Annotated in this window: 11 protein-coding genes; 6 read left to right on the top strand and 5 right to left on the bottom strand. The window is 70.6% G+C overall.

The window, feature by feature from the left end:
- Positions 1-200 precede the first annotated feature (200 nt).
- Together ADK36_RS01485 and ADK36_RS01480 are read left to right on the top strand one after the other, a co-directional pair.
- The gene (locus ADK36_RS01485; RefSeq protein ID WP_053195961.1) at positions 201-1,058 is read left to right on the top strand and encodes an aldo/keto reductase; all 858 of its coding nucleotides are present in this window, start codon (positions 201-203) and stop codon (positions 1,056-1,058) included.
- Positions 1,059-1,174: 116 nt separating this feature from the next.
- Positions 1,175-2,944, top strand: a complete 1,770-nt coding sequence (locus ADK36_RS01480) for an ABC transporter ATP-binding protein (protein WP_053195959.1) — start codon at positions 1,175-1,177, stop codon at positions 2,942-2,944.
- A gap of 81 nt (positions 2,945-3,025) precedes the next feature.
- Here ADK36_RS01480 and ADK36_RS01475 read toward each other — a convergent pair whose 3' ends face one another.
- The 5 genes from ADK36_RS01475 to ADK36_RS01455 all read right to left on the bottom strand — a co-directional run bounded on the left by ADK36_RS01475 (position 3,026) and on the right by ADK36_RS01455 (position 9,831).
- The gene (locus tag ADK36_RS01475) at positions 3,026-5,497 is read right to left on the bottom strand and encodes a CBM35 domain-containing protein (RefSeq protein WP_053195957.1); all 2,472 of its coding nucleotides are present in this window, start codon (positions 5,495-5,497) and stop codon (positions 3,026-3,028) included.
- Positions 5,498-5,585: 88 nt separating this feature from the next.
- Complete coding sequence (locus ADK36_RS01470) at positions 5,586-6,416, bottom strand: carbohydrate ABC transporter permease (RefSeq protein WP_048578895.1); 831 nt, start codon at positions 6,414-6,416, stop codon at positions 5,586-5,588.
- Complete coding sequence (locus ADK36_RS01465; protein ID WP_048578894.1) at positions 6,413-7,333, bottom strand: carbohydrate ABC transporter permease; 921 nt, start codon at positions 7,331-7,333, stop codon at positions 6,413-6,415. The genes ADK36_RS01470 and ADK36_RS01465 overlap by 4 nt, the downstream gene beginning before the upstream one ends.
- A 2-nt stretch (positions 7,334-7,335) precedes the next feature.
- Positions 7,336-8,667 carry an ABC transporter substrate-binding protein gene (locus ADK36_RS01460; protein WP_048578893.1) on the bottom strand — a complete coding sequence of 444 codons (1,332 nt, stop codon included), beginning with the start codon at positions 8,665-8,667 and terminating at the stop codon, positions 7,336-7,338.
- A 126-nt stretch (positions 8,668-8,793) separates the two neighbouring features.
- Positions 8,794-9,831, bottom strand: a complete 1,038-nt coding sequence (locus ADK36_RS01455) for a LacI family DNA-binding transcriptional regulator (protein ID WP_048578892.1) — start codon at positions 9,829-9,831, stop codon at positions 8,794-8,796.
- A 70-nt stretch (positions 9,832-9,901) separates the two neighbouring features.
- On the opposite strand from ADK36_RS01455, the gene ADK36_RS01450 reads away from it, so the two are divergent.
- From ADK36_RS01450 to ADK36_RS01435, 4 genes are all read left to right on the top strand, one after another.
- Positions 9,902-12,037, top strand: coding sequence for a glycoside hydrolase family 36 protein (locus ADK36_RS01450; protein WP_048578891.1), 2,136 nt, complete (start codon positions 9,902-9,904; stop codon positions 12,035-12,037).
- Positions 12,038-12,118: 81 nt separating this feature from the next.
- Positions 12,119-13,384, top strand: coding sequence for a glycosyltransferase family 4 protein (locus ADK36_RS01445; RefSeq protein ID WP_048578890.1), 1,266 nt, complete (start codon positions 12,119-12,121; stop codon positions 13,382-13,384).
- Positions 13,381-14,223 (top strand): hypothetical protein, encoded by an 843-nt coding sequence (locus ADK36_RS01440; RefSeq protein ID WP_048578889.1) that lies wholly within the window; start codon positions 13,381-13,383, stop codon positions 14,221-14,223. The genes ADK36_RS01445 and ADK36_RS01440 overlap by 4 nt, the downstream gene beginning before the upstream one ends.
- A 73-nt stretch (positions 14,224-14,296) precedes the next feature.
- Positions 14,297-15,157: an NmrA family NAD(P)-binding protein gene (locus ADK36_RS01435; RefSeq protein ID WP_048578888.1), complete on the top strand. Its 861-nt coding sequence runs from the start codon at positions 14,297-14,299 to the stop codon at positions 15,155-15,157.
- Positions 15,158-15,247: the final 90 nt, after the last annotated feature.

The following is a 15,247-nucleotide window of genomic DNA, read 5'->3' as shown; positions in this document are numbered from 1 at the left end:
ACCAGGAGCCCGCGCAAGCGGTCGGGCGGCCGATCTCAGCAGCAGAGACGCGACCGGAACGCGGCGGAGCGGCGGCGGCGATTCAGCGGCGTCGTCGCTGAATGCGTTCTCTTTCTTCTATTGGACCTTGCGCGACGGGACGACCAGGCTGGTGCAGGTCCGGTTCCCGCACGACAGCCGAGAAAAGGGGTCACACACCCATGCACACCCGCCGCATCGGGAACGTCGAGGTCAGCGCGATCGGCCTGGGCGCCATGCCCATGTCCATCGAGGGACGCCCGGACGAGGCGCGATCCCTCGCCACGATCCACGCCGCGCTCGACGCCGGCGTCACGTTGATCGACACCGCGGACGCCTACCACCGGGACGCCGCCGAGGTCGGTCACAACGAGACCCTGATCGCCAAGGCCCTCGCCTCCCACGACCTGGGCAAGGACGTCCTGGTCGCCACGAAGGGCGGCCATCTGCGCCCCGGCGACGGAAGCTGGACGCTGGACGGCAGCCCTCGGTACCTCAAGGACGCCTGCGAGGCATCCCTGCGCCGGCTCGGCGTCGAGGCCATCGGGCTCTACCAGTTCCACCGCCCCGACCCGAGGGTGCCGTACGCCGAGTCGGTCGGCGCCGTACGCGATCTGCTCGACGAGGGCAAGATCCGGATGGCCGGGATCTCCAACGCGAACCCGGACCAGATCCGGCAGGCGAACGACATCCTCGGCGGCCGGCTGGTCTCCGTGCAGAACCAGTTCTCCCCGGCCTTCCGCTCCAGCGAGCCCGAACTGAGCCTGTGCGACGAACTCGGCGTCGCGTTCCTGCCCTGGAGCCCGCTCGGCGGCATCTCCCGGGCCCGTGAACTGGGCTCCGCCTACGCCCCGTTCGCGCTGGTCGCCGAGGCGCACGGGGTGAGCCCGCAGCGCGTGTGCCTGGCCTGGATGCTCGCCAAGTCGCCGGTCGTCGTACCGATCCCCGGATCGAGTCGCCCGGAGACGATCCTGGACTCGCTCGCCGCGGCCGACCTCGTGCTGACCGCCGAGGAACTCGCGGAGCTGGACGCCGTCTGAACGACTCCCGGGATCCGTTCCGAAACCCGTTTGTACTCCCTCTCGGGACGGGGTAGGAAAGCGCTTGCCATGCAGGTGGCCGCAACTCATCCGGAACCCTGGGAAGGACAACGCCGATGGCGTCGTCGCACGAGAGACCGCTCGACCACCGCTACCGCGGCGAACACCCCGTCCGCACCCTCGCCTATCTGTTCCGCGCCGACCGCTACCGCATCGCCGGGGCGGTCGGCGTGTTCACCGTCAAGCACAGCCCGGTCTGGCTGCTGCCGCTGATCACCGCTTCCATCATCGACACCGTCGTCCAGCACCAGCCGATCAGCCGGCTCTGGCTGAGCACCGGCGTCATCATGTTCATCCTGCTGGTCAACTACCCCCTGCACGTGCTGTACGTCCGCCTGCTGTACGGCAGCGTGCGCCGGATGGGCACCAGCCTGCGCTCCGCGCTGTGCACCCGCATGCAGCAGCTCTCCATCGGCTACCACTCGCGCGTCAGCGCCGGTGTGCTCCAGGCCAAGGTCGTGCGGGACGTGGAGACCGTCGAGCAGATGGTGCAGCAGACCGCCGAGACGGGGCTCGGCGCGGGCACCGTGCTCATCGGCGGCCTCGTCATCATCGCCATCCGCACACCGGAGTTCGTGCCCGTATTCCTCGTGATCGTGCCCGCCGCCGCACTCGTCGTCGCGCGCCTTCGGGCTCGCCTGCGCACCCACAACGAGCACTTCCGCCACGAGGTGGAGACTCTGTCCTCCCGGGTGACGGAGATGACCCGCCTGATCCCGGTCACCCGCGCCCACGGCCTGGAGGGCAAGGCGCTGCGCCGCATGGACGGCACCCTGCACCGTCTGCTGGCCTCCGGTATGCGCCTCGACCTCGTCAACGGCCGCTTCGGCTCGCTCGCCTGGGTCGTGCTGAACGTCGTCGGCGTGCTCGTCCTCGCCGGCGCGGCACTGATCTCGTACTACGGCGTCTGGGGCGTGAGTGCCGGTGACGTCGTCATGCTGAGCGCCTTCCTGACCACCCTCACCAACTCCACGACAACGTTGGCAGGGCTGGCCCCGGTCATCACCAAGGGCCTGGAGTCGGTCCGTTCCGTCGGGGAGGTGCTCCAGGTGCCCGAGCTGGAGGACAACGAGGGCAAGGCCGAACTCACCTCGCTGCGCGGTGCGGTGGCCTTCGACAAGGTCGGGTACGCGTACGAGGAGGGTGGCCGACCCGCCGTACGGGACTTCAGTCTCTCCGTCACGCCGGGGGAGACCGTCGCCCTCGTCGGCGCCTCCGGGGCGGGCAAGTCCACCGTGCTGAACCTCGTCATCGGCTTCATCCGCCCGAACTCCGGCCGACTGCTCCTCGACGGCACCGACATGAACACCCTCGACCTGCGCACCTACCGCCGCTTCGTCTCGGTCGTGCCGCAGGAGTCGATCCTCTTCGACGGCACGATCCGCGAGAACGTGGCCTACGGCATGGACGACGCCGACGAGGAGACGGTGCGCGCGGCGCTGCGTGACGCCAACGCGCTGGAGTTCGTCGACCGGCTGCCGCAGGGCCTCGACACCCTGGTCGGCGAGCGCGGGGCCCGGCTGTCCGGCGGACAGCGGCAGCGCCTGGCGATCGCGCGCGCCCTGATCCGGGACCCGAAAGTGCTGGTCCTCGATGAGGCGACCTCGGCCCTGGACACCCGGTCGGAGGCGCTCGTGCAGCAGGCGTTGGCCCGCCTGCTGCACGGCCGTACCACCTTCGTGGTGGCCCACCGGCTGTCCACCGTGCGCGGCGCGGACCGCATCGTGGTGATGGGGGACGGCCGGATCGAGGAGATCGGCACTCACGAGGAACTCCTGCGCCGCAACGGGGCGTACACGGCCCTGCACAGCGGACAGGTCGCCTGACGCGCTGTTCCCGCCCGTTCCACCTGCGAGCTCTGGTGGAACGGGCGGGAACAGCCGGACTACGCCTGGACCACAGCCGGGCTACGACCGGTCGACCACGCGGCCCAGCTCGATCCGGTCGATGTCCGGCGCCCACGCCGTCGCGTTGCCGAACGTCACCTTGTTCGAGCCCTTCCGCAGCTCGACGGGGACGCCCTGGGTCCAGTAGTCGGCCGAGCTCCAGGTGTTCTTGAAGGTGACCTTCACCGGTGCCGCGTTCCCTACGGTGATGTCCGCCGTACGGGACATGATGTCCGTGTTGTAGGCGTGGCCGTTGTCCCGCCGGTCGTTGTGCGCGTAGTGGACGACCAGCAGATAGCGGCCCGAGCTGGGCGCCCGCACCGTGAACTCGGCGGTGCTGGACGGGCTGTTGCCGAGCTTGCCGATGTAGGAACCGCTGGAGGCGTACGCCGAGTCGACGAGTTCGGCCCCGCCGGAGAGGGTGGCCGAGGCGGCCTCGTAGGAGAGCGTGCCGGACGTCGATCCGTCGCCCGAGACGTCGAGGGAGCGGACGGAGGCGTGTCCCGCCGTCACCGCGACGCGGTTGTTGCCCGCCACCAGGTAGAGCCGCAGGGCGCGTCCGGGCGCCGCCGTCACCGTTTCGCCGTGCAGTGCGAGACGCACGGGCGCCGAGGCCCGCGGCACCACCGTGTAGAAGCCGTCACGCGGGGCGTAGACGTCGAACACCGCTTTGTCCCCCGAGCGCAGGACGAGAGAACCGGTGCCCACGCCGTCCGACGACGTGTAGTCGTACGACGGCTTCCCGCTGATGTCCGCCAGCGTGGCCTCGTACGACGCGGAGGCCGCGCCCGTACGGCCGGTCAGGTCGACGCGGTCGAGAGTGACCTCTGCGTCGCCCTTCGCGAGCGTCAGGACATGGGTGCCCGCGGACAGCCGCACGGTGACGTCCTGCTTGGCGCGGTAGGTCCAGTTCTCCGTGGAGGGATAGGTGACCGTGGCCGCCGCGGCGCCGTCGATGGACAGCTTCTGGGTGGCCGGGCCGCCGGACTGGTTGCCGTACAGGATCGCCAGGTCGTAGCTGCCGTCCGCCGGGACCGTCACCGTGAAGTCGACCTTGCTGGTGGCCTGGTTGAGCGAGCCGACGTCCTTCGTGCCGGAGGCCGCGTAGCCGTTGGCGTTCTCGACCGTGCCCTGGGTGTAGACCTTGCCGTCGGTGAGGGCGGCGGCCTCGGCCTCGTACGACGCCGACCAGGGGACGGAGGCGGGGGAGGGGGTGCCCGTACCGCCGGGGGTCAGGACGATCCGGTAAGCGGACATCTTCCGCATGCCGCGCAGCGGGACGGTCACCGAACCGTCGTCCGCCACCTTCACCTTCGTACGGGCGAGGACCTGCGGCGTCGCGTGCTGCCCTTCGTAGCCGGACCAGGCGGCCTCGGCGACGGTCGCGGTGACCGTGCGGCCGAAAACGGAACGGGGGACGCCTCGCACCACCACGTCGGAGTCGCCCGCCGAGCCGCCGAGGAGGACCTGGGCCTGGCGGCGGGAGGTGTCCAGGGAGGCCAGGCCCTGGAGGGTGTCGATGGTGTTCGGCTGCGCGGGACTCACCTTGACCGTGTCACCGGTCATCCCGGCGTACCAGCGGAAGAACCACCAGCCGCCGTTCGGGATGTTGGAGCGCACGACATGGCCGCTGAGATTGCCGGCCGCGTCCCAGTACGCCATGTTCGCGTACACCTTGTTCCGCTCGAACATCGAGACCCACTGCACGAGTTGGCCCGGAACGGAGAGATCGCGGCGATTGGCGTACTCGTCGATGTTGATCTTCAGCGGGGCGATGCCCGCCTCGCGTTCGAGCTTGCGATAGTCGTCGTAGTGCGCCTGGAAGTCGCGCAGTGAGCCGGAGCCCAGCTCGTGCCAGGTCATCACCTGCGGCAGCACGTTCTCCCGCTTGGCGAAGGCCAGGAAGTCCTTCAGCAGACGGGAGTGGTACGCGGCCTCGTTCGGGCCCGCGATCCTCGCGTCCGGGTCGATCGAGCGGATGCGCTGGTACACCGTCTTCCAGTCCTTGAAGAACCGGTCCCGGTTGGCCTCGTACTGGGCCTGGTCGGTGACCCCGAGCTTGTACCAGATCTGGTCGGGCTCGTTGAACGGGATGTAGACGAACCGCTCGCTGTTCGGGTCCGCCGCCACCTCCTTGGCGATCTTGTCGACCTTGGGGAGGTAGTCGTCGATGCCGAGATCCTCGTACGGCCACTTGGCGTAGATGTCCTGCATCATCACGTTGATCTCGCCGCCGCCGTTGCGGAAGAACGACTTCGAGACGGTGAGCGCGTCGCCGTTGGGATGCTGGGCGCCGCCCTCCGGCTTCTGCGAGATGCTGGTGACCTTCAGGGGTGCCAGCGCGGCGTCGCTGGGCACCCCGTCGTCGCTGAGCCCGTACAGCGCGCCGTTGGCGCCGAGCATCACCGGCCCCTCGGAGGCTGACAGGTCGACGGTGAGGCGCTGTGGGTCGGCAGCGGCCGCGGGGCCCGCGGCGGGGAGAGTGGCTGCCATGGTGGCTGCTCCAAGTGCGGTGATGACAAGGGCTGTTCTGAAACGGAATCTTGCGCGGGTGGGGGTGATCACGCTGCTGGACCTCCGGTCACTTGACGGCTCCACTGGTGATTCCGGACACGATCTTTCGCTGGCCGACGAGGAACACGGCGACCATGGGCAGGCTCATCACCACGACGTACGCGAAGACGAGATGCCAGTTGTTGAGATAGAGCTGGGCGCTGGCGACCTGGTAGAGGTTCAGCGGGAGGGTGGCCCGCTCGCCACCGCCCAGGACGAAGAAGGCGTAGAAGACGTCGCTCCAGGCGTAGAGCATCACCATGATCGTCGCGGTGGCGATCACCGGGCGCAGCAGCGGCAGGACGATCCGCCAGAAGATCCGCGACGGCGTCGCCCCGTCCATCCGGGCCGCCTCCTCCAGCTCCAGCGGAATGGCGCGGATGAAGCCGGTCATGAAGAAGATCGACGTGGACAGGTACATGCCGGTGTACACGGCGATCATCCCGGGCCGGGTGTTCGACAGGCCCAGCTGCCGCAGCTCCATCACGATGGTGATGACCGCGGGCGGCAGGAGCAGACCGCTGATGCAGAGCGCGTACGCCGTCGACACCAGCTTCGACTTGCGGCGGGCGAAGACCCAGGCGGCGCCCGCCCCGAGGAGCAGGACCAGGACGACCGAAGGCAGCACGACCAGCAGGGAGTTGAAGAAGCCGCGCAGCATCTCACCCTGGCTGACCGCGTCCGCGTAGTTGTCGCCGGGTTGCCAGCTGTGCGGCAGGGCGAGGTTGGGTTTGATGGCCTCCGCCTGCGGCTTGGCGGAGGTGACGGCGACCAGCCACAGCGGTACACCGACGGACAGGCCGGCGAGCAGCAGGACGAGGGCGGGGCGGCCGAACCGCCAGGCGACGGACGGGTTCACAGCAGCTGCTCCCTTCGCCGCAACCCGACGACCAGCGGGATCGCGACCGCGACTACGACCAGAAAGAGGACGAGGCTCATCGCGGAGGCCTGGGCGTACAGACCCTGTCCGAAGATCCGGAACATGTAGATGTTGAAGACCTCCGTCGAGGCCGCCGGCCCGCCGCCGGTGGTGGCCTGCACGATGTCGAAGGTGTTCATCGAGCCGATCAGCGCGGTGGTGACGTTGAAGGTGACGGCCGGCGCGAGCATCGGCCAGCGCACCGACCAGAAGGTCCGCCACGGTCCGGCGCCGTCCATCCGGGCGGCTTCGAGCATGTCGCCGGGGATGCCCTTGAGCCCGGCCAGATAGATCAGCATCGAAAGGCCCATCCACTTCCAGCCGTGGATGAGGGTGACGACGACCAGGGTCCAGGTCGTCGAGCCCAGCCACGGAATGTCCGTGCCGAGCACGGAGTTGACGGCTCCGTCCTGGTCGAGCAGGGCCTGGAAGACGTAACCCGTGGCGAGCGCCGAGATCAGCACCGGCAGGAAGAACACCGCGCGGAAGAACCGGTTGAAGCGGCTGTCGGCCTCGAGGAGGAGCGCGAGCCCGAGTCCGAAGCCGTTCTGGAACAGCGCCGCCAGCAGTGCGTACAGCAGGGTCGTGCGGATCGCGCGGAGCAGTGAACCGTCGTCGGCGATCGTCCTGAAGTTGTCCAGGCCGGTGAAGGCGATGTCCGCGTGGTACGAGGACCAGTTGGTGAACGGGTAGTAGAAGTTCAGCAGGTTCGGCACCAGGAAGAAGCCCGCGAAGACGGCGATCGCGGGGAGCGCGAACCACCACGGGTGGTGCACGGCGGCGCGCGGCAGCCGCCCCGCCTTCCTCGGCGGGCCCGCCACCGTGGCGGTCTCGGTCCGTACGACTGTGTGAGTCATCGTCAGAATCCGGACGCGCCCTGGGCCTTGGCCACCTGCGCGAACTGGTCCTGGATGGCCTGGGCGACCTGCTGCGGGTTCTTCTTGTCGAAGATCATGTCGGCCAGGTAGAGGTGGGTGTCCGGCGCGACGATCGCCTTGGCCTGGAAGACGCCGATGGCGGTGGGCAGGGCGGCGACCTGTGCCTTGGACGTCTGCGGCAGCCCGTCGGGAGTGGGGACGGACGGCTGCACGGACGGGATCTTCATCGCCTTGATGTAGTCGGCGTAGTCCGGCCCGAGCCAGAAGGCCAGGAACTGCCGGGCCGCGTTCTGCCGCTTCTCGTCACCGGTCTTGAACGCGACCACACCGTTGGTCTGGTCGGGCGAGTACATGCCGGTGGCGGCCGAGTTGGCGATCGGGAACCAGCCGATCTTCCTGTCGATCTCGGCGGTGGAGTACTTGGCCTGCAACTGGCTCTGGAAGGAGGTGACGTTGAGGACCATGCCGGCCTCGCCCTTCCACAGCGCGTCGGCCTGTCCGGTGAAGGTGCCGGTGCGGTAGTTCCTCTGGGCGAGCCCGGCGTCGAGCAGCTTCTCCTTGTACTTCTTGATCGCGCCGACGACGACCGGGTCGGTCCATTTCTCCTGGTTCTTGTTGAGCCCGTCCCACCACTGCTGGTCGAGGTCGGTGAGCTGGACCTGCATCTGCCACTGCAGGGGCCACTTGTCGCCGCCGGCCTCGTAGAAGGCGGCCGCGTTCGACTTGTCGACGACCTTGTGGCCGAGCGCCAGGAGCTCGTCGTAGGACTTCGGGAAGTCCTTCTCGCTCAGCCCGGCCTGCTTGAAGACGTCCTTGTTGTAATAGACGCCGAGCATGGCGGGGCTGGTGACGATCGCCGCGTACCGCTTGCCGTCGATCATGCCGAGCGACTTCTCGGTGTCGCCGAGCCTGGCCTCCCACGGCTCCCCGTCGAGGGTGAGGAGGTTCTGCTGCGGCTGGATGAACGGCAGGGTGGAGATGGACGGCTGCCAGAACATCAGGTCCGGACGGTCGCCGGAGGCCAGCTTCGTCGGCACGTTCTGCTCGTACAGGTCCGGGATCGCCTGGGTCTCCACCGTCGCGCCGGTGGCCTTCTCGAAGGCGTCGATGACCTGCTTGGGCGCGTTGACCGTGTTCTGGGCGGTCCACATCGTCAGCCGCACGCCGTCCAGCCGGGCCGTCGGATCGACCGCGGTCTGCTTCCCGTCCGTGCCGGAGCCGCCGGAACCGCCTGCCGTGGGGTCACTGCACGCGGTGGCGGCGAGGCCGATGGCACATATCAGCGCCAGGGCGGGGAGAGCTTTTGTCTTCATCACGTGCCTTTCGCGAACGGGTGGTTCAGGAAGCAGGAATCAGAACGGCGGTGCTCGTGCGGTGCTGCGCATGCTCGTGCGGTGCGTTGAGCGACCGTGTGGCGCGCCAGGAGGACGTGCGCGCGTTCAGACGGTGGCGGGCGGCGGCCCCGAGCTCTCCCGCACCACCAGCTCCGGCACCGACACGGGATGCGGGTCGACCCGCGCGGACTCCTCCAGGACCCCGTGCAGCAGGGCGAACGCGGACCGGCCGAGTCCGGTGAAGTCCAGGCGTACGGTCGTGAGGGACGGGGTCAGATAGGCGGAGTGCGGGGCGTCGTCGAACCCGGCCACGCTGACCTCGCCGGGGACGGAGCGCCCGGCCTCGTGGAGGGCGCGCAGCACGCCGAGCGCCAGGTCGTCGTTGCCGCACAGGATCGCCGTGACGGCCGGGTCCCGGGCCAGCTTGCGGCCCGCCGCGTGGCCGCCCGCCGGGCCCCAACTGCCCTGCACCGGCCGGGATTCGGGCGCGCCGGCCTCGCGCAGCGCCTGCCTCCAGCCGCTGGTGCGGGCGCTGGTGCGCCGGGTGCTGGACGGGATGGCGACGTAGTGCACGGTCTCGTGCCCCAGGGAGAGCAGATGGCGGGTCGCCTGGTAGGCGGCCTCGCGGTCGTCGGCCCACACCCAGGGGTGGCCCGGGTCGGGCGGGCTCGCCGGCGTCTCGACCACGCCGACGACCGGGAGTTCGGCGGGGACGGCACCGAGCGCCCTCACCCCGGCCGGGTCGTACGCGATCACGATCAGTCCGCCGCCCGTGTCCGCCGCCCGCCGCACCTCGGCGGCGATGGCCGCCTCGTCCGCCGACTCCAGGACGCCGATCCCGACCGCGTAGGACTCGGCGCGGGCGGCCTCCTCGATGCCCTGGAGGATCGAGGCGTAGCCGTAGTGCGTGGTGTTCGCGGTGAGCACGGTCACGGCCCTGCTGCGCCCGCTGGCCAGGGCGAGCGCGGTGGCGCTGCGCCGGAAGCCCAGCTCGTCGATGGCGGCGAGCACCCGCTCCCGGGTGGTCGGCTTCACGCTGGGATGGCCGTTGATCACCCGGGACACGGTCTGGTACGAGACGCCGGCGGCGGTCGCGACGTCTCTGATGCTCGCGGGGCGCCTTGTGTGACCGGTCACATTCATGCCAGGATTGTGACCGGTCACATAGGGGTCGTCAAGAGACCGTAACGAGGGATTCACCAGGGGGAGCACCTTGACCGGTACGGCCGACGCGGATCTCAACGGCACGCAGTCCACGTTCACTTGGGGGCATAGCGCCCTGGAGACCGAGTTCGTCGTCGGCCCCGACGGGACGCCGCGGCTGGTCCGGCTCGGTGACAGCGGCGCTGTGCCCGCCGTACCCGTCCACCCGGAATCCGCCCTCCCGCTCGTCGAACTCACCGCCCTCGGGCACGGCAGCGGCTGGTCCGGCCCGCGCTTCACCGGAACGGCCCTCGGTACACGCCTGAGGTACCGGGACCACCGCACCGGCAGCCGGGGCGACCAGGAGTGGCTGACCGTCGAACTCCACGACCCGGACACCGGGCTGACCGCGTTCGCCGAGCTGACGTCCCCCGGCGGACTGCCGGTCCTCAGCTCCCGCGTCCGGCTCCGCAACGACGGCCCCGAGCCCCTCGTCGTCCAGTCCGTCAGCAGCCTGCTCCTCGGCGGCCTGCCCGCACCGGACGCCCTCGACGTGCTCCGGGCCCGCAACGACTGGCTCGCGGAGTGCCGTTGGTACACCGAGCCGCTGCGCGAGACGGTCGCCGACATCCACGTCGACGCCCATCAGCACGACAGCCGGGCCGCGCTCGTCCTCGCCGGGCGCGGCAGCTGGCCCACCGACGGTCACCTGCCGATGGGGGCGCTGACGGAGCGGGGGAGCGGCCGGACCTGGCTGTGGCAGATCGAGTCCCCGGCCGGCTGGCGCTGGGACCTGGGCGAACGCGCGCACGGCAGCTACCTGGCGCTGAACGGCCCCACGGACGCGGAGCACCAGTGGCGGGTCCGGCTCGCGCCGGGGGAGGAGTTCACCACCGTGGCGGGAGTCCTGGCCCTCGGAGCCGGGTTCGACGCGGCCATGGACGCGCTGACCTCGTACCGCCGCGCCGTACGCCGTCCGCACCCGGACCACACCGCGCTCCCGGTCGTCTTCAACGACTACATGAACACACTCATGGGCGACCCGACCACCGAGAAGCTGCTGCCCCTGATCGACGCGGCCGCCCGGGCGGGCGCGGAGTACTTCTGCGTGGACGCCGGCTGGTACGACGACTCGGCGGACGGTGGCTGGTGGGACAGCGTCGGCGCCTGGCTGCCCTCGGCGCGCCGCTTCCCCGACGGCGGCATCCGGACGGTCCTGGAGCGGATCCGGGAGCGCGGCATGGTGCCCGGGCTGTGGCTGGAGCCGGAGGTCGTCGGCGCGCGCAGCCCGGTCGCCGCCGCGCTCCCGCCGGACGCCTTCTTCCAGCGCGACGGCGTACGCCTCACCGAGCAGGGCCGCCACCAGCTCGACCTGCGCCACCCGGCCGCCCGCGCCCACCTCGACAAGGCGGTGGACCGGATCGTCGGCGACTGGGGCGTGGGCTACCTCAAGCTCGACTACAACATCGTGATCGATCCCGGCACCCTCGCTCCCGGCGACCTCGGACCCGGAGCCGGGCTGCTCGGCCACGCCCAGGCCTACCTGGACTGGCTCTCCGAGGCACTGGACCGGCACCCGCACCTGGTGATCGAGAACTGCGCCTCGGGCGGGATGAGGATGGACGGAGCCACACTGGCCGTCGCCCAGCTCCAGTCCACCAGCGACCAGCAGGACCCCCTGCGCTACCCGCCCATCGCCGCCGCCGCACCGACCGCCGTACCGCCGGAACAGGGCGCCGTCTGGGCCTACCCGCAGCCCGGCTTCGACGACGACCTGATCGCCTTCACGCTGGGCGGCGCACTGCTCGGGCGGATCCATCTGTCGGGCCATCTGGACCGGATGACGCCGCGTCAACTCGCCCTCGTGGGGGACGCGGTGACCACGTACAAGACGATCCGCCCGGACCTGGCGCGGGCCGTGCCGTTCTGGCCGCTGGGGCTGCCCGGGTGGACGGACGAGTGGCTGGCGCTGGGGATGCGGTCGTCCGACGGCCATACGTCGTATCTCACGGTCTGGCGGCGCGGCGGCGAGCCCGAACTGCGGCTGCCAGTGGGGCACTTGGCGGGCCGGGAGGTCCGCGCGGAGATCCTGCATCCGACGCCCGCGCCGGGTGCGGCGGCCGGTTCGGCGGTCTGGGACGGGGACGGGCTGCGGGTGTCGCTGCCGCGCACGCCCGCCGTTGTGCTGGTCCGTCTCCGTACGTGAGCGCCAAGCGGGCGTGACCTGCAAGGCAACAGAGATATAACAACAGGCAACTAAAGGGGGCTTGCCGCGGTCTAGTCCGCCATGAAGATCTCTTTCCTGCTGCACAACGCCTACGGGATCGGAGGCACGATCACCACCACCTTCAACCTGGCGCAGGCACTCGCCGAGCGGCACGAAGTGGAGATCGTCTCGGTGCTGCGGCACCGCGAACACCCGAACTTCGCCCTGGACCCGAGAGTGGCCTTAAGACCGCTGGTGGACCTGCGGCACGAGAAGGAACACCCCCTGCACCGCAGACCGGCCAAGGTGTTCCCCACCGCCGAATACCGCTACGGGCAGTACAGCGAGCTGACCGACCGACGGATCGGCGAGTGCCTGGCGGCGACCGACGCCGACGTCGTCATCGGAACCCGGCCGGGCCTCAATGTGCACCTCGCCCTCCAGGCGCCGGAACACGTCGTCCGCATCGGGCAGGAACACCTCACCCTCGACAACCATCCGCCCCGGCTGCGCACCACGCTGCGCCGGGCCTACCGCCGACTCGACGTGCTCACCACGGTCACGGAGGCGGACGCCGCCGCCTACCGGCGCAAGATGCGGCTGCCCGGTGTCCGGGTGGAAGCACTCCCGAACAGCGTGCCCGATCCGGTCCTGCCCGCGGCCGACGGCACCGCGAAGGTGGTGGTCGCGGCCGGCCGGCTGGTCCCGGTCAAGCGCTACGACCTGCTCATCGAGGCGTTCGCCCCGGTCGCCGCCGCACACCCGGACTGGCAGCTGCGTATCTACGGCAAGGGGGAGGAGCAGGCACGGCTGCGGCAGCTCATCCAGCGCCTCGGCCTGTCCGAGCACGCTCTCCTGATGGGCGCGGCGGCCCCCATGGAGGCCGAGTGGGTCAAGGGCTCGATCGCCGCGTGCGCGTCCAACTTCGAGCCGTTCGGCATGACCATCGTCGAGGCCATGCGCTGCGGCCTGCCCGTGGTGAGCACCGACTGCCCCCACGGGCCCGGCGAGATCATCGAGGACGGCGTCGACGGCCGGCTGGTCCCGGTCGGGGACCCTGACGCGCTGGGCTCCGCGCTCCTCGACCTCGTCCGCGACGACGAACGACGCCGGCGGATGGGCCGTACGGCCATGGAGAACGCCCGGCGGTTCGCCCCGGCCCCCGTCGTGCAGCAGGCCGAGCGCCTGATCGACGAGGCCAGGTCGCCGCGCGGGACCGGGCGAGCGCTGCCACCCGAAGGCGGCCGAATACAACGCGCCCTGGTCAGCCAGGGCTTCGCCGCACGCGACGCCGCGTACGCCGTGGCCTCCGGCGCGCTGCGCACCGTACGGAGGGGACGGCGTTGAACACGAAACCCGACACGACGAGGGGTACGCACCTTCGGGTCGACTGCACGGCCGACGCGGACGGCCGGATCGTCTTCGACCTTCCGTCGACGGCGACCGACGGCCCCCCGTCGCCCCAGCTGCTGCTGCGGCTGCGCCCCAAGAAGGGCCAACCGGAGAAGACCGTCCACGTCCTCGACCTGGAACCCGCGCACGACGGCCGCCTCCTCGCCGTCCTGGAGCCGCAGCCCGCACTCACCGAGGGCCGGTGGGACCTGTACCTCCTCCCCGAGCCCGGCGCACCGCGCCGACGCCTGCGCCCCGGCCTGCGTGACCTGCGGGCCCTCGTCGACGGCCGCCTTCGCGACCGGCCCTCGCCGGTGGCCGTGCGGGTCCCGTACGTCACCAAGGACGGCTACCTCGCGGTGCGGGCCTGGCTGCGCACCGCTCACGCGGAGGTCGAGGGCATCGACGTCACCGACCGGTCGATGACGGTCAGGGCCCGGCTGCACGGTGCCTCCCTCGCCGAGGGCGCCGCGGTACGGCTGCGGCTGCGGGGCGGTGACGGCACCGTACGGAACCCGGAGTTGCGGGGCGGGAGCGATGGCCGGGCGTTCTCCTTCGTCGTGGACTACCCGGACCTGGTCGCCGACGACGCCACCCGCCCTGGCGTATGGGACGTGAGCGTACGGACCCGATCCGACGGGGGACCGGCCCCGATCCGGCTCGGTCGTCTGTTGGACGACGTGGCGGACCGCAAGGAGATCTTCGTCTATCCGACGGCTGTGGTCGGCACTGCCGTCGTGCGTCCCTACTACACGGTGGACAACGACCTGTCGGTGGAGGTGACCCGCGTCTGAGTCCGTCGAGTTCCGTCGCGTCGGCGCGGGCTTGCGGACAGAAGCTGACCGCAAGCCTCCCTACGGTCGTTCCATGACACAGACGCAGAAGATCCTTGTCACCGGCGCCACCGGAACCGTCGGCCGTCAGGTCGTCGCCGAACTCCTCGCCCGCGGCCACGCGGTCCGCGCCCTCACCCGCGATGCCACGGGGGCCGACTTCCCGGCCGGCGTCGAGGTCGTCCAGGGCGACCTGACCGAGCCCGACAGCCTGGTCCCGGCCCTCGACGGCGTGAGCGGCCTCCATCTGATCACCTTCGGCGGGGCCTACTTCGCCCCGCTGGAGACCGGACCGCGCATCCTGGAGCTGGCCCGCGAGGCCGGCGTGCGCCGCGTCACCGTGCTGCACGGCGGCGGGCCGTCCCTCCTGGAGGACGCCGTGCGGGCGGACGAGGGTGTGGCCTGGACCGTCCTCATGCCGGTCGAGTTCATGGCCAACGCCCTGGAGTGGGCGGACTCCATCGTGACCTCGGGTGAGGTACGCGAGCCGTTCGTCTCGCGGCTGAGCGCCATGGTCCACGAGGGCGACATCGGTGCCGTCGCCGCGGTCGCGCTCACCGAGGAGGGGCACGGGGGCCAGGAGTACGTGATCACCGGGCCCGAACTGCTCACCGTGACCGACAAGGTGGCCGCGATCGCCGCCGCCCGTGGCCGGGAGATCACCCTGGTCGAGCTGACAGAGGAGCAGGCCGTCGCGCGGTGGCGGGCGGGCGGCCACCCGGAGGACGTGATCGGCTTCCTGCTGGAGGCGTACGGGAACACCCCGGAGGTCGGCCGTACGGTCGTCGACACCGTGGAGAAGGTCACCGGCCGCCCGGCCCGCACCTTCGGCCAGTGGGCCGGGGCGCATGCGGACGCCTTCACGGCACGGTCTCGTGGAGCCGCCACGCCGTAGCCCCCGCCCTCCCACGCGTGCCGTGGACGGCGACCGCGACGGCCCCGCCGATGTCGTCGGCACCGACCACGAGCCTCGCCGCGATGCCGT

Origin of the sequence: Streptomyces viridochromogenes (assembly GCF_001270495.1) — a bacterium.
Classification (GTDB): Bacteria; Actinomycetota; Actinomycetes; order Streptomycetales; family Streptomycetaceae; genus Streptomyces; species Streptomyces viridochromogenes_A.
Note: the sequence above shows the minus strand (reverse complement) of the source record. Positions and strands in the feature narration are given on the sequence as shown.

What these genes read in the sequence shown, in the direction of transcription:
- ADK36_RS01485 (WP_053195961.1), top strand. Translation starts at nt 201, where the DNA reads ATGCACACCCGCCGCATCGGGAACGTCGAGGTCAGCGCGATCGGCCTG.
- ADK36_RS01480 (WP_053195959.1), top strand. Translation starts at nt 1,175, where the DNA reads ATGGCGTCGTCGCACGAGAGACCGCTCGACCACCGCTACCGCGGCGAA.
- ADK36_RS01475 (WP_053195957.1), bottom strand. Translation starts at nt 5,497, where the DNA reads ATGGCAGCCACTCTCCCCGCCGCGGGCCCCGCGGCCGCTGCCGACCCA.
- ADK36_RS01465 (WP_048578894.1), bottom strand. Translation starts at nt 7,333, where the DNA reads ATGACTCACACAGTCGTACGGACCGAGACCGCCACGGTGGCGGGCCCG.
- ADK36_RS01460 (WP_048578893.1), bottom strand. Translation starts at nt 8,667, where the DNA reads ATGAAGACAAAAGCTCTCCCCGCCCTGGCGCTGATATGTGCCATCGGC.
- ADK36_RS01455 (WP_048578892.1), bottom strand. Translation starts at nt 9,831, where the DNA reads ATGAATGTGACCGGTCACACAAGGCGCCCCGCGAGCATCAGAGACGTC.
- ADK36_RS01445 (WP_048578890.1), top strand. Translation starts at nt 12,119, where the DNA reads ATGAAGATCTCTTTCCTGCTGCACAACGCCTACGGGATCGGAGGCACG.
- ADK36_RS01435 (WP_048578888.1), top strand. Translation starts at nt 14,297, where the DNA reads ATGACACAGACGCAGAAGATCCTTGTCACCGGCGCCACCGGAACCGTC.